The organism is Ruminiclostridium cellobioparum DSM 1351 = ATCC 15832 (genome assembly GCF_000621505.1).
Lineage (GTDB): Bacteria > Bacillota > Clostridia > Acetivibrionales > DSM-1351 > Ruminiclostridium > Ruminiclostridium cellobioparum.
Map to the genome: position 1 here is coordinate 166,278 of NZ_JHYD01000002.1, position 16,305 is coordinate 182,582.

The following is a 16,305-nucleotide window of genomic DNA, read 5'->3' on the forward strand; positions in this document are numbered from 1 at the left end:
TATCCAGGAATATTAGTTGCAAAAGGAGATAACGAATATGCTCAGACAAGAAAATAACAGGCTGCTTCGCAGATCGGATGCAGAATTGCTTTGTATTGAACCCTGGGGAGAAAACAGTTTCCGTGTCCGTGCTTCTCTCCAGCCGGATATACTGCCGAATGAAGATTTTGCACTTCTTCCGGAGCCTGATGAAATACCTGCTCGGATATCCATAAATGGGAACCGGGCATCCATTATGAATGGAAAGCTTCGCTGTGAAGTATTCCCGTCGGGAAAACTTGGATTTTATAATCAGAAAGGCGAGCCGCTTCTGGAGGAATATGACCGTAACCGCTTCCGTGCCGATGATGAGGGCTTCAACAGCGCCCTGGAAATATTGCCCCGTACTTTTGTTCCGATAACAGGGACCGATAACTACAAGCTGTGGGTACGTTTTGAAGCAAAGGATGAAAAATTATACGGTATGGGACAGTATCAGCAGCCCGATCTGGAACTCAAAGGCTGCATTCTTGAACTGGCCCAGAGAAATTCCCAGGCCAGCGTGCCGTTTGTGCTTTCAAGCCGTGGTTATGGTTTGCTGTGGAACAACCCTGCCATAGGAAAAGTCACCTTTGGGAAAAATCTGACCGAGTGGTATTCGGAGTCCACAAAACAAATGGATTACTGGATAACCGCCGGGGATACTCCTGCCGAAATAGAGGAAGCCTATGCAGACGCGGCAGGCAAGGTACCAATGATGCCGGATTACGGAACCGGCTTCTGGCAGTGCAAACTCCGTTATCAGACCCAGGAAGAACTGATGGGTATTGCCCGGGAATATAAAAGACGCGATCTGCCCATCTCGGTTATTGTCATTGATTACTTCCACTGGCCGCACCAGGGAGACTGGTGTTTCGATCCCGAGTATTGGCCCGATCCTGCAGCCATGGTCAGGGAACTGAAAGAAATGGGTATTGAGCTCATGGTTTCGATCTGGCCCACTGTGGAGAGGGGGAGTGTCAATTATGAGGAAATGAAGGAACTTGGGTATCTGACCCGTACTGAGGCAGGTTCCAGAATGAATCAGCTGGGAAACATGTGTTTTGTGGATATGACAAACCCTGATGCCAGGGAGTATGTCTGGTCAAAAATAAAGGAAAATTACTATAAATACGGCATTAAAGTTTTCTGGCTGGATGAAGCCGAACCCGAATTTACAAAATATGAATTCAGCCATTACCGTTATCAGCGGGGAGCTGATCTGGAAATCGGAAACCTGTACCCGCGCTGTTACTCTGAAATGGCATATAAAGGTATGAGTTTGGAGGGGCAGGAAGATATACTTAACCTGGTGCGTTGTGCATGGGCAGGTTCCCAGCGTTACGGTGCGCTGGTCTGGTCTGGAGATATAGACTCCAGCTTCCGTTCTCTGCGATATCAGCTGGCAGCAGGTTTGAATATGGGTATTGCCGGTATACCCTGGTGGACCACAGACATAGGAGGCTTCCACGGGGGGAATATAAACGATCCCAAATTCAAGGAATGCCTTGTACGCTGGTTCCAGTTCGGCGCTTTTTGTCCTGTTTTCCGCCTGCATGGTGACAGGGAGCCCCATAAGAAACCATTGGGTACCACAGGCGGGGGAGCTACTCCAAGCGGGGCCGAAAACGAGGTCTGGTCTTATGGTGAAGAGGTTTATAAAATCTGCAGGAAATACATGAGACTCCGTGAAAGCCTCAGACCTTATATTGCAGATACCATGAAACAGGCTCATGAAAAAGGTACACCTGTAATGCGTACCCTGTTTTATAATTTTCCGGAGGATATGGATACATGGAATATTAATGATGAATTCTGCTTTGGAGATGATATTATTGTATGCCCCGTCCTGTACGAGGGTCAAAGAAATAGAGCGGTGTACCTGCCAAAGGGCTGCCGCTGGCGTAATCTTAATACGGGAGAAATCCATGAGGGAGGGCAAACTTTTACTTCCAGCGCGCCCATAGACGTTATTCCGGTATTTTTCCGTGAGGGGGCTTTAACCGAAATATCCTTCAAATAACTGTTTAAAACAAAGGGTTGATAAAATGGAATACATTACGTTTTGTGAAAATGGGATATATATGGTATTCTCGGTCTCCGGGGAGCATTGTCTCAGCCTGTTGTATTTTTCAGCACTGCCCTATGGAAATCTGGAATTTAATGACTTTGATTATAGAATTTTTAATCCGGTGGAGCTTGTGATATCAGAAGCTGAATACTATGAAGAACAAAAAACTAAAAGGATTAATAGCCTGATACATAATTACGGACTATGTTACCGTTATCATACCGATATGAGGAACCCGACGGGGAGAAAAATTGAGTTTGTCACAATTGATGAAGAAAAAGCTCTTGAAATAACACTGCATTTTCAGTTTTATAATGATATTTCTGCAGTCAGGTGCTGGAGCGAGGTTTATAACGGAGGGACCCTGTCAAGATTACTAAAGTATGTCTCATCCCTAAACCTGCATTGGCCCAGAAACTATAAATTGAAATCATTTAATAAAGAGATAGATATATGCCTGCTTTCCAATTATGTAAAGAATGGCCTGGGCTTGCTTGTGCAAAGGGAGCATACTGAAGGCCTGTGTTTTCAAATTGGTGACAACAGCTTGCGGCATTGGGAATTCGGTGAATATGATAAAACCTTTTATCTAAAAGTAGGTGGTCCTGACCGCTCTTCAGGGTGGCAGAAAATTATAGCTCCTGATGAGTGCTTCATCAGTATTCCGGTAATGGCAGCTGTAAGACCCGGAGACCTGAATTCCGCCTTTGACGAATTGATGCGGGTTGGGAGATGACCGGATGACCTCAGCCTTCGTTCCTGTATTTGCCGGGCGGACAGCCTATGGCCTTTATAAATTCCCTGTTAAAATAGCTGATATTGTTAAAGCCTACACTTTTGGCGATATCAGCTATTTTTCTATCGGTATCCATCAGAAGGGTGCAGCTTTGCAATATCCTGTAACGGATTACATATGCAATGGGAGGTGTATTCACAACTTCCTTAAAGGCATGACAAAATTGGCCTTCGCTCATTGGTATGATTCGGGCCAGGTCCCTGAGAGCAATGTCTTCCCTGTAATTTGAATGAATAAAATCCAATACCGGCTGCATCCTTTCCAGCTTGTAGTTTCTTCTGCCTTGACAGTGAGGGGCTTCCGGGGCTGAATTTTTAAAGCACAGATGCCATATTTCAAACAGCCTGCTCTTCAATAACAATTCATTTTCCGTAATATTTTCATTTCTCAAAGCGTCTATTTCAATAATACGTTCAATTACTGATTGCTGCCATTGTCTTGATTTAAAATGCTTGTCAAATATCATTTTACCGTTAAGGATGGGGTAAACAAATTTTGAATATGCCGTACCCAGCTTGTTTTCACCGAACAAGCTGGGATGGAACAGAACAACACATGCCTCGCAGGGCATGCCGTTACAGGCCCTGGCGGCATGCAGCTCATTTGAATGCACGAAAAGTCCTTCTCCCGCCATTATGCAATATTCCTGCTCTTCCACCGTATAAACAACTGCGCCTTCAAGTACTGCAATAAACTCAAATTCATAGTGCCAGTGAAGGTAAAAGAAAATATCCTCATTGGGACCATAGCTTAAATGGTGTATTGCAACCGGAAGTAAAGCCGTGCCATGGGTAACTTTTTCTTTTAACAGTATTTTTGCTTTCAATTTATCTCCTCATTTCAGATCTGTATTTCAGTTTTCTAGCAATATTGTGTTAATAATGGTCAATTTACTTAAAGTATGGGGACTGAATGGTGAATATAATACAATTATAGCATTAAGTGTGAACAATATTCATTACTATTTTGTGGCCGCAATGCGGCTCAAAGCCATAGTATGGCTTGGGAGGTTAATATGAAATTTACTCAAAACGGAAATCGCCTGATTGGCAAGGTTGGTGTTGAAACCATATGGGTGGAACCCTGGGGACAAAATTCCCTGCGTGTCCGGATGACAAAAGAGGCGGTTATGGACCCAAATGATTGGGCACTTATAGATGCCCCTGAAGTTGTGGAAACCACCATTGTTATTGAAGATGTCGAACTGGTGGAACCCTGGGTCGACGAGTCTGAAAAAGAGGAAAGAGCATTTAAAAGCCAGATTGCATCAATTCAAAACGGTGAGATTACAGCCTCTTTTAACGCAGAAGGCTGGCTGACCTTCAAAAACAGTGAGGGGAAAATACTGCTTGAAGAGTACTGGCGTGACAGAAACCGCATTGACAGATACTGCGTTCCGCTTCGTATTGAAGCAAGGGAAATGAAACCTGTCACCGGAACAAGCGATTATGCTTTGACCATGCGGTTTGAAGCATATGAGGATGAAAAGATATTTGGTATGGGGCAGTACCAGGAAAAAGTTTTAGATAAAAAAGGTGCCGCTTTGGAGCTGGCACACCGCAACTGTCAGGCCAGTGTTCCCTTTATGCTGTCAAGCCGCGGGTACGGCTTTCTGTGGAACAATCCTGCCGTCGGAACAGTTACCTTTGGCACCAACCGCACAGAATGGACCGCCAGAAGCACAAGGAAGCTGGACTATTTTATAACAGCAGGCAGAACTCCGGCTCAAATTGAAGAGCAATATGCCAATGCGGCAGGAAAGGCACCAATGATGCCAGAATACGGAATGGGCTTCTGGCAGTGCAAGCTCAGATACCGTACACAGGAGGAGCTTTTGAGCGTGGCAAGGGAGTATAAACGCCGCGGTGTTCCCGTTGATGTTATTGTCATAGATTTCTTCCACTGGACCAAACAGGGGGACTTCAAATTCGAGCCAAGGGATTGGCCAGATCCGGAGGCGATGATATCCGAATTAAAGGAACTGGGCATGGAACTTATGGTATCGGTTTGGCCCACAATTGACAGCAGGTCGGAAAACTATCCGGAGATGGCCTCTAGCGGGTACCTGATTTCTGCCGACAGAGGTATGAACATAAATATGAACTGGATGGGTGAAACTGTATTTTTTGACGCGACACATCCGGAGGCAAGAGATTATGTGTGGCAGGTTTGCAAAAAGAATTATTATGACAAGGGCGTCAGGATTTTCTGGCTGGACGAAGCAGAACCCGAGTATGGCCCGTATGATTTTGATCTATACAGATATCATCAGGGTCCTGCGCTGCAGTGCACGAATATTTATCCCGCTATGTATGCAAAAGGTTATTTCGACGGTATGACGGCAGAGGGTCAAAAAAACATATGCAATCTGGTCCGTTCGGCATGGGCCGGAAGCCAGCGCTATGGAGCGCTTGTATGGTCCGGGGATATATCCTCCACCTTCAGGGCTATGAAAGAGCAGCTGCAAATTGGTCTTAATATGGGTATTGCGGGTATTCCATGGTGGACCACCGATATCGGGGGCTTTTTAGGGGGCTTTGTGGAGGACAAAAATTTCCACGAATTACTGCTGCGCTGGTTTGCGTTCGGGGTGTTTTCACCGGTATTCCGCCTCCATGGAGAGCGTGTTCCTTACATTAAGCTGGAACAGGCAGTTATTGACGGAGTTGCCCAGATGTCTTCAGGCAGTTCAAATGAAATATGGAGCTATGGCGAAGAGAATTATGAAATTATGAAAAACTACATATTTATGAGGGAAAGATTGCGTCCATATATAAGGGAATGTATGAAGGAAGCACATATTAAAGGCACACCTGTAATGAGGACAATGTTCTATGAATTCCCCGAGGATGCACAATGCTGGAATACCGGATCACAGTATATGTTCGGACCTGATATCCTGGTAGCTCCCGTATTTGAGCCGGGACAGAGAAGCCGTGAGGTTTACCTGCCTGAAAAGCAGGCCTGGAAAAATGCAAAAACAGGTGAAGTACTTGAAGGCGGTCAAACTGTTACCGTTGACGCACCGTTAAATGAAATACCTCTGTTTGTCAGGGCTGAAAAGCATTATCCGATTTATTGATTTCCTTCAAATTATTATGTCAAAGAGGGATTATACCGATATATTATATGGATTTAGTGAAAATATTAATGAATTTACTCACTAAACAGCATCATATGACGCATAATAAGTAAAGCAGGGGGTAAACAATGTTTACATGTAAAAATCTCTTTGAGAACAAAAATATTGAGGTAATTGAAAGCAAGGGGGCTGTCAAGGTACTGGAATACAAAAAGGATATCAGCGTAAATGCGGCTAATGCAATGGCCATGTACTATGCATCCGAAATGAATGTAAGAAAGAGACAGGTCTTGATTGAACTGAACAACAGTGCGTATACAATAAGCGCCGGAGCTATGCAGTGGACTGCAGGTGCGGTCAGCATGGCTGCCGATGTCAAGGGTTTGGGTGACCTGCTGGGGAAAGCCCTGTCCTCCAAAGTAACAAAAGAATCGGCTATAAAACCCAAATATCAGGGTAACGGCTTTTTAATGCTGGAACCCACATACAGGCATATCCTGCTGGAAGAGGTTTCCGACTGGGGCGGCCTGGTACTGGATGACGGTCTTTTTCTGGCATGTGAATCCGGAATACATCAAACAGTAGTTGCAAGATCAAATCTGTCCTCGGCTGTTTTGGGAAAGGAAGGCCTCTTCAACTTATGTCTCAGAGGAAACGGGGTTGCAGTGCTTGAGAGTCCGGTACCCAGGGATGAACTTATGGAATTTGTTCTGGAAAATGATGAACTGAGAATTGATGGAAATTATGCAATCGCATGGTCGGATACTCTTGATTTCAGAGTTGAAAAGTCAAGTAAAAGCCTGATTGGCTCGGCTGTTTCAGGCGAAGGGTTTGTCAATGTGTACCGTGGAACAGGAAGGGTGTTGCTGGCTCCCGTATGCTGATAATTCGCTCTTGACACGAACATATGTTCGGTGTATGATATAAGTATCATATTAAGCAGGTGATATTTATGGTTAATTATTTTCTTAAAGCCTCACTTGAACGCAACCAGCCCATAACCATTATTTATATGAAGGATGATGAAATTACCGAAAGAAATATAAAGGTATTTGAGATTAATAATGGTAATGTCAGGGCATTCTGTTTTTTGAGAAATCAAAACAGGATTTTTAAAATTAAAAATATATTGTCGGCCTCCTTTAGTCAAAATGGCTATAAAATAGCCAAATAGCAGCATGTGGATACAATGCAGGGAGCAGCAGTAAATGTTTTTAAGTAAGCTGTTAATTATTTAATAAATATTCCGATATTTAGTAAAAGGCAATAAATAATAAATGTTGGAGTGAAATATCATGAATATAGATCAAAAGAGTTTGAATGACCTGTTATCCATAATGCGGCCTAAAAATTCTTTGGACACGCTGAGAGAAAGACGGGAAGCCTTGTTAAAAAGAATGGATCGGAATACGCCTGTGGCTGGGAATCCCGGTGAAGGTGATAAAAATCCCGGTGATATAAAGCAGGTTCTTATGGAATTGGGTGAGATTGACCGGCAGATACAGGCGGAAATCTATGAGGAAAAAACCCGGAAGCTGGAACTGGAAAGATTGAAAAGAGAGGAAGCAGCGGCAAAGAATCTGCGGGAGAGGGAAAAAATTCTGGCCAGGCATGAAGGTGTGCTTTACAGGTACAGTTTCAACAAATTACTTTCGGCCGACGGAAAAGCCCGTGAAATGAGAACCATGGTCGGACCGGGAGTTTCGGTTACTCTGTCAGGAGGGATTTCGGCTGAAGGCAAGGCTCACGGAGATAAGCTTGTTCAGAAGCTGGAGGATATCGACAGGGATCTCAGGGAGTCAAGGGAATTCGGTATTGCCGCCGCAGAAGTAGCTGCCCGCAGCAGACGCAACAGAATGAAGCAGGAGATTGAAGAAGCGGCATTGACCAAAAGCAGAAACAGGAAAATCAAGGCTAAAAAGCATATAAATGTTGTTTTATGATTGTTTATCAATAGTACTCCGGATACCTTAACAAATTACAGGTATCCGGTTTTTTATTTTTTCTGTTACACATATCTTATTAATTAACCCGCTATGCTGGTCAAATTATCTCTCAATACTGCAGAGTTATAAATTGCAAATCTTTTAAGTATTAAACACCGGCTTCCTTGGAATGTTATAAATGGAATAAATTTTGCATTTCTAATATTTGAAAGTTGGTGATTACTATAACAAAGCCCCAGGAAATTGATGTAATGAAACCTGCCGGAGAAGAATTTCCAAAAGAAAAATACGATGAGTTGAATGTGTTCATAGAGAGCCTGGAAACAACAAAGGGTGCGCTGATTGAAATTCTTCACAGGGCACAGCATATTTTCGGTTATCTCCCCAGGGATGTACAGCTCTATATTGCCCGTAAACTTGGTATTCCGGGAGCGGAAGTCTTCGGTGTGGTCAGTTTTTATTCCTATTTCAGTACAAAGCCGGGGGGAAAGCACACTATAAGCGTTTGTATGGGAACGGCATGTTTTGTGAGAGGTGCCGACAAAATTCTTCAGGAATTCAGAGAAAAGCTTGGGATACAAACCAATGAAACTACCGAAGACGGCCTGTTCACCCTAAAGGATGTCCGCTGCATCGGAGCCTGCGGACTTGCTCCCGTGGTGATGGTGGATGGCAAGGTATACGGCAGGGTCAAGGCCGGGGATATTGACGGCATTTTAAATTCATATCGTACAAAGGAGGTACAGCATGCTGATAAAGTCCCTGGAGGAGTTAAATAAGGTTAAACAGCAGGCTTCGGAAAAAGTGAAAATACGACAGCACAGGGATGCTGTGCAAACAAATAAAAATATTTTGGTCTGCGGCGGTACCGGCTGCCTTGCCAGTGACAGCGATAAAGTTGCAAAAAATCTGGAAGTGATTTTAAAGGCCAGAGGTTTAAGTGATAGGATCCAGGTTATCAGAACAGGGTGTTTTGGCTTTTGTGAGCAGGGTCCAATTGTAAAAATCGAGCCGGACAATGTATTTTATGTAAGAGTCGGGCCCAAGGATGCAAAGGACATTGTGGATGTGCACCTTATCAAGGGGAGCCAGGTGGAAAGGCTTCTATATGAAGATCCCCAGAAAAAGGAGAAGGTTCACAACCAGGAGGATATGACCTTCTATAGGAAGCAGCTCCGTGTTGCTCTCAGAAACTGCGGCCTTATAAACCCGGAAGACATTACCGAATATATTGCCCTGGACGGTTATCAGGCCCTTGGAAAGGCACTTACACAGATGTCACCCACGGGAGTCATAGATGTAATAAAGCGGTCAGGGCTCCGGGGGAGAGGCGGCGGAGGTTTTCCTACCGGGCTTAAATGGGAAATAACCGGCAAGCAGGAGAACAGCCAAAAGTATATCATCTGCAATGCTGATGAAGGTGATCCCGGTGCCTTTATGGACAGAAGCATCCTGGAAGGTGACCCCCACAGTGTAATAGAGGCTATGGCTATAGGGGCATATGCAATAGGCGCTCATATGGGAATTGTCTATATAAGGGCGGAATATCCTCTTGCTATAGCCCGGCTTACAAATGCTCTGCAGCAGGCCCGGGATACGGGACTGCTGGGCAAAGATATATTCGGCACCGGTTTCAGTTTTGACGTGAAGCTTAAGTACGGGGCGGGCGCTTTTGTATGCGGGGAGGAAACGGCTCTTATAAATTCCTGTGAAGGAAAAAGGGGAGAACCCAACTATAAGCCTCCCTATCCGGCCGAAGAAGGTTATTGGGGATTTCCCACCTGTGTTAATAATGTGGAAACCTTTGCAAATATCCCCGTTATCATGAACCGCGGCGCAGACTGGTTCGCCTCAATGGGAACCGGAAAAAGCAAGGGAACCAAGGTATTCGCCCTTGCGGGGAAAATAAACAATGTGGGCCTTGTGGAAGTACCAATGGGAATTACTCTCAGGGAGATCATTTTTGATATAGGAGGGGGTATACCTCACGGCAGGAAATTCAAAGCTGTCCAGACAGGGGGGCCGTCGGGAGGTGTTATAACCGAGGAGAACCTTGACACACCCATAGATTATGACGGACTTCTCAAGATAGGGACAATGATGGGCTCGGGCGGAATGATAGTAATGGATGAAGATGACAACATGGTCAATATTGCAAAGTTCTATCTGGAATTTACAATGGATGAAGCCTGCGGGCGGTGCGGTCCCGGCAGGATCGGCACAAAGAGGCTGTATGAAATGCTCTGCAAAATAACTTCCGGAGAAGCGACAATGGCTGATCTGGATGCTATTAAACAGCTGGCTTACATGGTTAAGGACAGTGCTTTGTGCGGATTGTGCCAGACAGCTCCCAATCCTGTCATCAGCACAATGAAATACTTCTGGCACGAGTATCTCAATTTTGTTCAGAAGGAGGACCACCCCCACCAGGAAGGTAAATATGCTTCTAAAAATAAAACAGGTGTGAAGTCATGAAGGAGGTGTACCGGAATGCATATAAAAATTGAACCGGGCAGAAAACATGCAAAAGGTGAGAAATATAAATATAAACATGAGAATATCAGTGATATTAATGGCGAAATTAACAGCGATTTAATGGTGCCTGACAAGAAAAAGATAAATGTACGGATAAATGACCAGGATTTGACCGTCCCCGAGGGAATTACAATCCTGGAGGCTGCACACCGGGCAGGAGTGAAGATTCCCACACTGTGCCACCTGGATCTGCACGATTTGCAGCTTTACAACAAAACCGCCTCCTGCCGGGTCTGCATGGTGGAGGTGGTTGATGAGAGGAACAACCGGAATAAACTTGTCCCATCCTGTGTAACAAAGCTGCAGGAAGGCATGGCAGTAAGAACTGATACAAGGAGAGCTATTACCGCCAGAAGGATGGCGGTGGAACTGCTGCTCTCAAACCACCCGAATGAATGCTTTACCTGCCCCAAAAACCTTGAATGCGAGCTGCAGTCACTGGCTGAGGAGCTGAATGTCAGAGAGATCCGCTGGGAAGGGGAAAGAATGACCTATCCCAAAGATATCTCAAGTGATGCCATTGTTAAGGACTCAAATAAATGTATATATTGCAGACGCTGCGAAACCGCATGCAATGAAGTACAAACCTGCGGCATCCTTTCAGGGATAGGTAGGGGCTTCAATTCCTTTGTGGGCCCTTTTGCCAACATTTCGATGGTGGAATCCTCCTGCACCTACTGCGGACAGTGTGTGCAGGTTTGCCCCACGGCGGCGCTCACTGAGGTATATCACACCGATAAGGTATGGGAGGCCATAAATGCTCCAGGCAAATATGTAATAGTACAGACTGCGCCGGCAATCCGTGTTGCCCTGGGAGAGCTGTTCGGAATGGAGCCGGGTACCGTAGTTACCGGTAAAATGGTAACCGCGCTGAGGCGAATGGGCTTTGATGCTGTATTCGATACTGATTTCGGCGCTGACCTGACTATTATGGAGGAGGCCTCAGAGCTTATCTACAGGCTCCAAAACGGTAAAACCCTTCCCATACTCACAAACTGCTGTCCTGCATGGGTCAAGTTCATCGAGCATCAATTTCCCGAATTGATTCATGTACCGTCAACCTGCAAATCACCCCATATAATGCTGGGAACCATGGCTAAAACCTACTATGCCGAAAAAATGGGAATAGACCCGGACAGTATTGTCATGGTATCAGTCATGCCCTGTATAGCGAAGAAGGCAGAAGCCAGACGCCCCGAGCTCACAAAGGACGAACGGAACAATGTGGACATATCAATAACCACCCGGGAGCTTGGAGCCATGATACATGAGGCCGGAATAGAATTTGCAAAGCTGCCTGACGGTGAATTTGACAGTCCGCTTGGTGAATCCTCTGGGGCAGCCGTAATGTTCGGCACTGCCGGGGGTGTTATAGAGGCCGCCCTGCGCACAGCCTCGGAATGGCTGACGGGTGAACCTCTCAAAGAAATAGAATTTGAGGATCTGAGGGGTATGGATGGAGTTCGCAGGGCTGTTGTAAAAATAGGGGACAAGGAACTGAAAATAGGTATAGCCAGCGGTCTGGGCAATGCACGGCATATTCTGGAGGATATCCGTGACGGAAGGGCAGATTACCATGCCATTGAGATAATGGCATGTCCGGGCGGCTGTATTGCCGGAGGGGGACAGCCTTACCACCATGGCAATGACGAGATTGTTAAAAAACGGAGGGAAGCCATATTTGAAGAGGATAGAAGCAAAAAGATAAGAAAATCCCATGAGAACAAAGAAATATTGGAGCTATATAAAACCTATCTGGGTGAACCTTTTGGTGAAAAGGCCCATGAGCTCCTTCACACACATTTTGAGGAGAGGGAGAGGATTTAAAAAAATTAACCGGTAAACTGACTTAAGTCAATGATTGCACACAAAGTGCTTGCTTGAATGAGCTTTCCATTTGCAATTTTCAGTAAGCACTTTTGTCGTGCGCCGGTATAATTCTTTATTACTGTTAAGGGCAGCAGCCTCCTGATGAAATTTGACGGTGCATGAATTTAGGTGTCACAGGCCGCCAGATTATGGTATCATAATATTTATATTTGATATATCCGAATATGGGTACATATTATATTAAAATTTTATGATTCGGAGCTGATACTATATGGATATTGTTGTACTTATGAAACTTAATGATGAGCAAAAAAGGTTTTTAGAATCTGAAGCACCCGGCTGCAACTTTATTTATACAAAGAATGAACAGCTGAGTGAAGAACAATTGAAAAACGCCGGTGTTATAATTGGAAATCCGCCTTCAGAAATGCTTAAGCTGTCAAAAAAACTCCAGCTGCTGCAATTGTTCAGTGCAGGTGTGGGAGATTATGCAAAAGAAGGCGTTCTGCCAGACCGAGCCAGACTTGCAAATGCCAGCGGTGCTTATGGCCTTGCCATATCGGAATATATGCTGGGAGTACTCCTTGAATTGTACAAAAATCTGCATATATACAGGGATAACCAGGCCGAAGGAAATTGGTCCTATGCCGGCAATGTCAAAGGTATCTTTGGCTCTACTGCTCTGATTGTAGGCTTGGGAGACATCGGAGGGGAATTCGCTTCAAGGCTGAAGGCACTTGGTGCATATACAATCGGAATAAGGAGAACAGACAGCAAAAAGCCGGATTACCTGGATGAGCTGTATCTTATGGATAAGCTTGAAGACCTTCTGCCCCGGGCTGATATAGTTGCTCTCAGCCTTCCTGAAACAAAGCTGACAAACAGGGTGATAAATAAATCCACACTGCAGCTTTTTAAGAAGGATGCGGTATTAATAAATGTCGGGCGGGGAAGTGCCATAGATACCGAGGCCTTGTGTGATGCCCTCGAAAACGGACAGCTTCTGGGGGCTGCGTTGGATGTAACCGATCCTGAACCGCTTCCCAGGGAACACAGGCTGTGGAAGATGAAGAATGCGGTTATAACTCCGCATATTTCGGGAGGGTTCAGCCTGAATGAAACAAAAGAGCGTATCGTAAGAATAGCCGCCCATAATCTGAAGTCGCTCATCGAGGGCAAGGCTCTGATGAATGTGGTTGATAAGGAAAAAGGCTATTAAAAAATAATTTAACGCGTTGGGTTAATTAGTTACTCAATTTTGCCAGAAAAAATTGCTACTGATTATACTGGTACTTCCGTACTAACTTCAATCAATGGATGCACACAAAGCGCTTACTTGAAATAGTACGGTTCACAACAAGTATTTTAGCAAGCACTTTTACCGTGCTTTCCATTGCTTGAAGTTGCACTCACGTACAGGTATAATCAACATAACATAATTAACGCAAAGTTGAGAGCACTAACCAGTACAACAAGTTAATTTACTTGTTTACATTATACCTGGAGGATGGAAAATTGGATGCTAATAACACTGCGGTCAACGAAGCAAATAAAGAGGAAAATACAAACTGGTGCCAGTCTGTAGGCGGAGTGGTACTGAAAGGGAACGAGGTTTTACTGGTAAGGCACACTTATGGCGCAGGAAAGGGAAGACTGATCATTCCGGGAGGATATGTGAATATGAGGGAAACACCACAGGCTGCATTGCGCCGGGAAGTGATGGAGGAGACTACCATTGCTGCCGAGCCTGTAAAATTGTTGGGTGTGAGGTTCAATTTAAAGGATTGGTATGCGGTTTTCCTGATGGACTATGTTTCAGGAACTCCCAATTCCGATAACAGAGAGAACAGCGAGGCACTTTTCATGGATATAAATGAGGCTGTCAAAGCGCCCGATGTTCCTGATTTGACCAGGGTTATCCTGCAGGGAGTGATTGACAATGCGGATAATGCTTTGAGCAATATTCCTTTCGTATCAAGGGAGAAGAACGGGGAGTACTCTTTCTATGGCATATAACCCCGAAAGCTTACTAAAGCAGTATTTTCCCGAGAATAAATATGTTCCCAGGATATATCAAACTCACCGGGATATGGAAAAAATAAAGTATGAGCACTACATTCTCACTGAGATGGGGAAGATGAACAAAAGCTCATATCCCTTATGAATAATTTATTATAAGACTTTTGTTAATTACCTGCTTGTATTTTGTGCTTCAGGCATTCTGCTGCTGGTACTGGAGCTGGTACAGGGAGTAGTACATACCTTTTGCCGCCAGGAGCTCCTGATGGGTTCCGCTCTCGTGAACCTTTCCCTTGTGCAGGACGATGATCTTATCTGCGTGCTGGATGGTGGAAAGTCTGTGGGCAATAACAATTGTTGTCCTGTTTTTTGTGAGTTTGGTCAGTGCATCCTGTATCAGTATTTCGGTTTCGGTATCGATATTGGAGGTTGCCTCATCCAGCACCAGAATGACAGGATCAAAGGCCAGTGCACGGGCAAAGGCCAGAAGCTGGCGCTGACCAGAGGAAAAAGTGGAGCCTCTTTCCATGACCTCCTCATTATAGCCGTTTGGAAGCCTGCTTATAAAGCCGTCAGCATTGACATAGCGGGCTGCTTCCTGGAGTTTTTCATCGGTTATGCTCTCCTCATTGAGACGGATGTTATCGTTAAGCCTGCCGCTGAACAGGAAAACATCCTGCAGCACAACACCTATGGCTTTTCTGAGGGAGGCTTTTTGTACATCTTTTATATTGATACCGTTTATTAAAATCTCACCGCGATGTATTTCATAAAATCTGCTCAAAAGATTGATAATTGAAGTCTTTCCGGCCCCGGTATGACCGACGATAGCTATGGCACGGCCTGCAGGAACCCTGAAGCTCACATCCTTTAGAACCCAGTTTTCATCATTGTAGGCAAACCATACGTTTTTAAATTCAATATCACCTGCTGCTGCCTCAGCGTCAAATTCCAGGCTTCCGGCATCCTCCTCGGCAGGCGTGTCAAGGATCATGAAAATCCTTTCGGAAGCAGCCATTGAGGACTGGAGGATATTGTATTTTTCGGCCAGATCGTTAATGGGCTGGAAAAGCAGAGAAATATAGTTTATCAGTGCATACAGGACTCCGAATTCCATGGAGTTATCAATAACTTTGCCTCCTCCGTTCCATATTAACAGAGCTATAGTGAGGGAGGCGACCATTTCAATCACGGGTCTGAAAAGACCAAAGGTCACAACCTCATTCATTGAAGCTTTATAATATGCCTTGCCGATTTTGTCAAACCTTTCAAAATTGGGCTTTTCCTTATTGAACAGCTGTATTATGCGCATACCTGAAATATTTTCGGATATGGCTGAATTTACTCTGGCAATTGCGGTGCGGACATTTCGGTAAACCTTTCTTATGCGCAGTCTGAAGATAACGGTCAGTATCAGTACCACCGGCATGGCTGCCAGCGTGATCCACGTCAGGGAGCTGTTCAGCCGGAACATTATTATGACAGCCCCCAGCAATATGGCAAAATCCTTGAGCAATGTTATAAGAACATTGGTATACATGTCATTGAGGGTTTCGGTGTCATTGGTTATACGGGTGACAAGCCTGCCGATGGGATTCCTGTCAAAATAGGACAGCGGCAGCTTTTGAAGATGTGAAAAAACAAGCTGCCGGATGTTGTAGATAATGTACTGCCCGGCGTAACTTAATACATATATCTGCAGCAGGTTGAACACAAAGCCTGCTGCAACCAGCAGCACAAAATAAACACCCATCCTGTTCAGGGCGGATATGTTGCTTTTTTTAATATAGTCATCAATAGCTATACCCATCAAGTAGGGTCTGGCCAGGTCTACCAGTGTTGCTGCAAACAAAAAGATTACTGCAAGCAGAAAAAGATACCAGTATTTTTTCGCAAATTTTAAAAGGCGTTTCATTAATCTGGAATCATAAGCTTTTTCTGATATTTCCTCTTCCTGCATTATATTATTCTCTTCCGACATTGTTAACCTCCATGAGCGCGCAGCGGC

The 16,305-nt window shown here is 44.8% G+C and carries 13 protein-coding genes; 11 read left to right on the top strand and 2 right to left on the bottom strand.

Translation table 11 applies throughout. From position 1 onward, the window contains the following. The first annotated feature begins 37 nt into the window (after positions 1-37). Both T344_RS0102910 and T344_RS0102915 read left to right on the top strand, forming a co-directional pair. On the top strand, positions 38-2,041 hold the full coding sequence (locus T344_RS0102910) for a glycoside hydrolase family 31 protein (RefSeq protein WP_051571544.1): 2,004 nt from the start codon (positions 38-40) through the stop codon (positions 2,039-2,041). Between the two features lie 25 nt (positions 2,042-2,066). Next, on the top strand, positions 2,067-2,825 hold the full coding sequence (locus tag T344_RS0102915) for a hypothetical protein (protein WP_027627466.1): 759 nt from the start codon (positions 2,067-2,069) through the stop codon (positions 2,823-2,825). Between the two features lie 10 nt (positions 2,826-2,835). Here the strand turns inward: T344_RS0102915 and T344_RS0102920 are convergent, their stop codons facing one another. Continuing rightward, complete coding sequence (locus T344_RS0102920) at positions 2,836-3,711, bottom strand: AraC family transcriptional regulator (protein ID WP_027627467.1); 876 nt, start codon at positions 3,709-3,711, stop codon at positions 2,836-2,838. Positions 3,712-3,900: 189 nt separating this feature from the next. Here T344_RS0102920 and T344_RS0102925 point away from each other — a divergent pair, with 189 nt between their 5' ends. The 9 genes from T344_RS0102925 to T344_RS0102965 all read left to right on the top strand — a co-directional run bounded on the left by T344_RS0102925 (position 3,901) and on the right by T344_RS0102965 (position 14,294). Further along, positions 3,901-5,967 (top strand): glycoside hydrolase family 31 protein, encoded by a 2,067-nt coding sequence (locus tag T344_RS0102925; protein ID WP_027627468.1) that lies wholly within the window; start codon positions 3,901-3,903, stop codon positions 5,965-5,967. Between the two features lie 128 nt (positions 5,968-6,095). After that, the gene (locus tag T344_RS0102930) at positions 6,096-6,851 is read left to right on the top strand and encodes an AIM24 family protein (protein WP_027627469.1); all 756 of its coding nucleotides are present in this window, start codon (positions 6,096-6,098) and stop codon (positions 6,849-6,851) included. 68 nt (positions 6,852-6,919) lie between these two features. Beyond that, positions 6,920-7,141 (top strand): WYL domain-containing protein, encoded by a 222-nt coding sequence (locus T344_RS0102935; RefSeq protein ID WP_027627470.1) that lies wholly within the window; start codon positions 6,920-6,922, stop codon positions 7,139-7,141. 121 nt (positions 7,142-7,262) lie between these two features. Continuing rightward, the gene (locus T344_RS0102940) at positions 7,263-7,910 is read left to right on the top strand and encodes a hypothetical protein (RefSeq protein ID WP_027627471.1); all 648 of its coding nucleotides are present in this window, start codon (positions 7,263-7,265) and stop codon (positions 7,908-7,910) included. Positions 7,911-8,164: 254 nt separating this feature from the next. Beyond that, positions 8,165-8,692, top strand: coding sequence for an NADH-quinone oxidoreductase subunit NuoE family protein (locus tag T344_RS27460; protein ID WP_479692228.1), 528 nt, complete (start codon positions 8,165-8,167; stop codon positions 8,690-8,692). Beyond that, complete coding sequence (locus T344_RS0102950) at positions 8,661-10,388, top strand: NuoF family protein (protein ID WP_027627472.1); 1,728 nt, start codon at positions 8,661-8,663, stop codon at positions 10,386-10,388. Before T344_RS27460 ends, T344_RS0102950 begins: the two co-directional genes overlap by 32 nt. A gap of 120 nt (positions 10,389-10,508) precedes the next feature. After that, on the top strand, positions 10,509-12,275 hold the full coding sequence (locus T344_RS0102955; RefSeq protein WP_027627473.1) for an NADH-dependent [FeFe] hydrogenase, group A6: 1,767 nt from the start codon (positions 10,509-10,511) through the stop codon (positions 12,273-12,275). A 274-nt stretch (positions 12,276-12,549) separates the two neighbouring features. Next, complete coding sequence (locus T344_RS0102960) at positions 12,550-13,497, top strand: D-2-hydroxyacid dehydrogenase (RefSeq protein WP_027627474.1); 948 nt, start codon at positions 12,550-12,552, stop codon at positions 13,495-13,497. Between the two features lie 296 nt (positions 13,498-13,793). After that, a complete protein-coding gene (locus tag T344_RS0102965; protein WP_027627475.1) occupies positions 13,794-14,294 on the top strand; it encodes an NUDIX domain-containing protein in 501 nt (166 codons plus the stop codon). Between the two features lie 196 nt (positions 14,295-14,490). On the opposite strand, the gene T344_RS0102975 is transcribed toward T344_RS0102965, so the two are convergent. After that, the gene (locus T344_RS0102975) at positions 14,491-16,278 is read right to left on the bottom strand and encodes an ABC transporter ATP-binding protein (protein ID WP_027627476.1); all 1,788 of its coding nucleotides are present in this window, start codon (positions 16,276-16,278) and stop codon (positions 14,491-14,493) included. Positions 16,279-16,305 lie beyond the last annotated feature (27 nt).

What these genes read in the sequence shown, in the direction of transcription:
- T344_RS27460 (WP_479692228.1), top strand. Translation starts at nt 8,165, where the DNA reads ATGAAACCTGCCGGAGAAGAATTTCCAAAAGAAAAATACGATGAGTTG.
- T344_RS0102960 (WP_027627474.1), top strand. Translation starts at nt 12,550, where the DNA reads ATGGATATTGTTGTACTTATGAAACTTAATGATGAGCAAAAAAGGTTT.
- T344_RS0102940 (WP_027627471.1), top strand. Translation starts at nt 7,263, where the DNA reads ATGAATATAGATCAAAAGAGTTTGAATGACCTGTTATCCATAATGCGG.
- T344_RS0102935 (WP_027627470.1), top strand. Translation starts at nt 6,920, where the DNA reads ATGGTTAATTATTTTCTTAAAGCCTCACTTGAACGCAACCAGCCCATA.
- T344_RS0102975 (WP_027627476.1), bottom strand. Translation starts at nt 16,278, where the DNA reads ATGTCGGAAGAGAATAATATAATGCAGGAAGAGGAAATATCAGAAAAA.
- T344_RS0102955 (WP_027627473.1), top strand. Translation starts at nt 10,509, where the DNA reads ATGGTGCCTGACAAGAAAAAGATAAATGTACGGATAAATGACCAGGAT.
- T344_RS0102910 (WP_051571544.1), top strand. Translation starts at nt 38, where the DNA reads ATGCTCAGACAAGAAAATAACAGGCTGCTTCGCAGATCGGATGCAGAA.
- T344_RS0102915 (WP_027627466.1), top strand. Translation starts at nt 2,067, where the DNA reads ATGGAATACATTACGTTTTGTGAAAATGGGATATATATGGTATTCTCG.
- T344_RS0102950 (WP_027627472.1), top strand. Translation starts at nt 8,661, where the DNA reads ATGCTGATAAAGTCCCTGGAGGAGTTAAATAAGGTTAAACAGCAGGCT.
- T344_RS0102925 (WP_027627468.1), top strand. Translation starts at nt 3,901, where the DNA reads ATGAAATTTACTCAAAACGGAAATCGCCTGATTGGCAAGGTTGGTGTT.
- T344_RS0102930 (WP_027627469.1), top strand. Translation starts at nt 6,096, where the DNA reads ATGTTTACATGTAAAAATCTCTTTGAGAACAAAAATATTGAGGTAATT.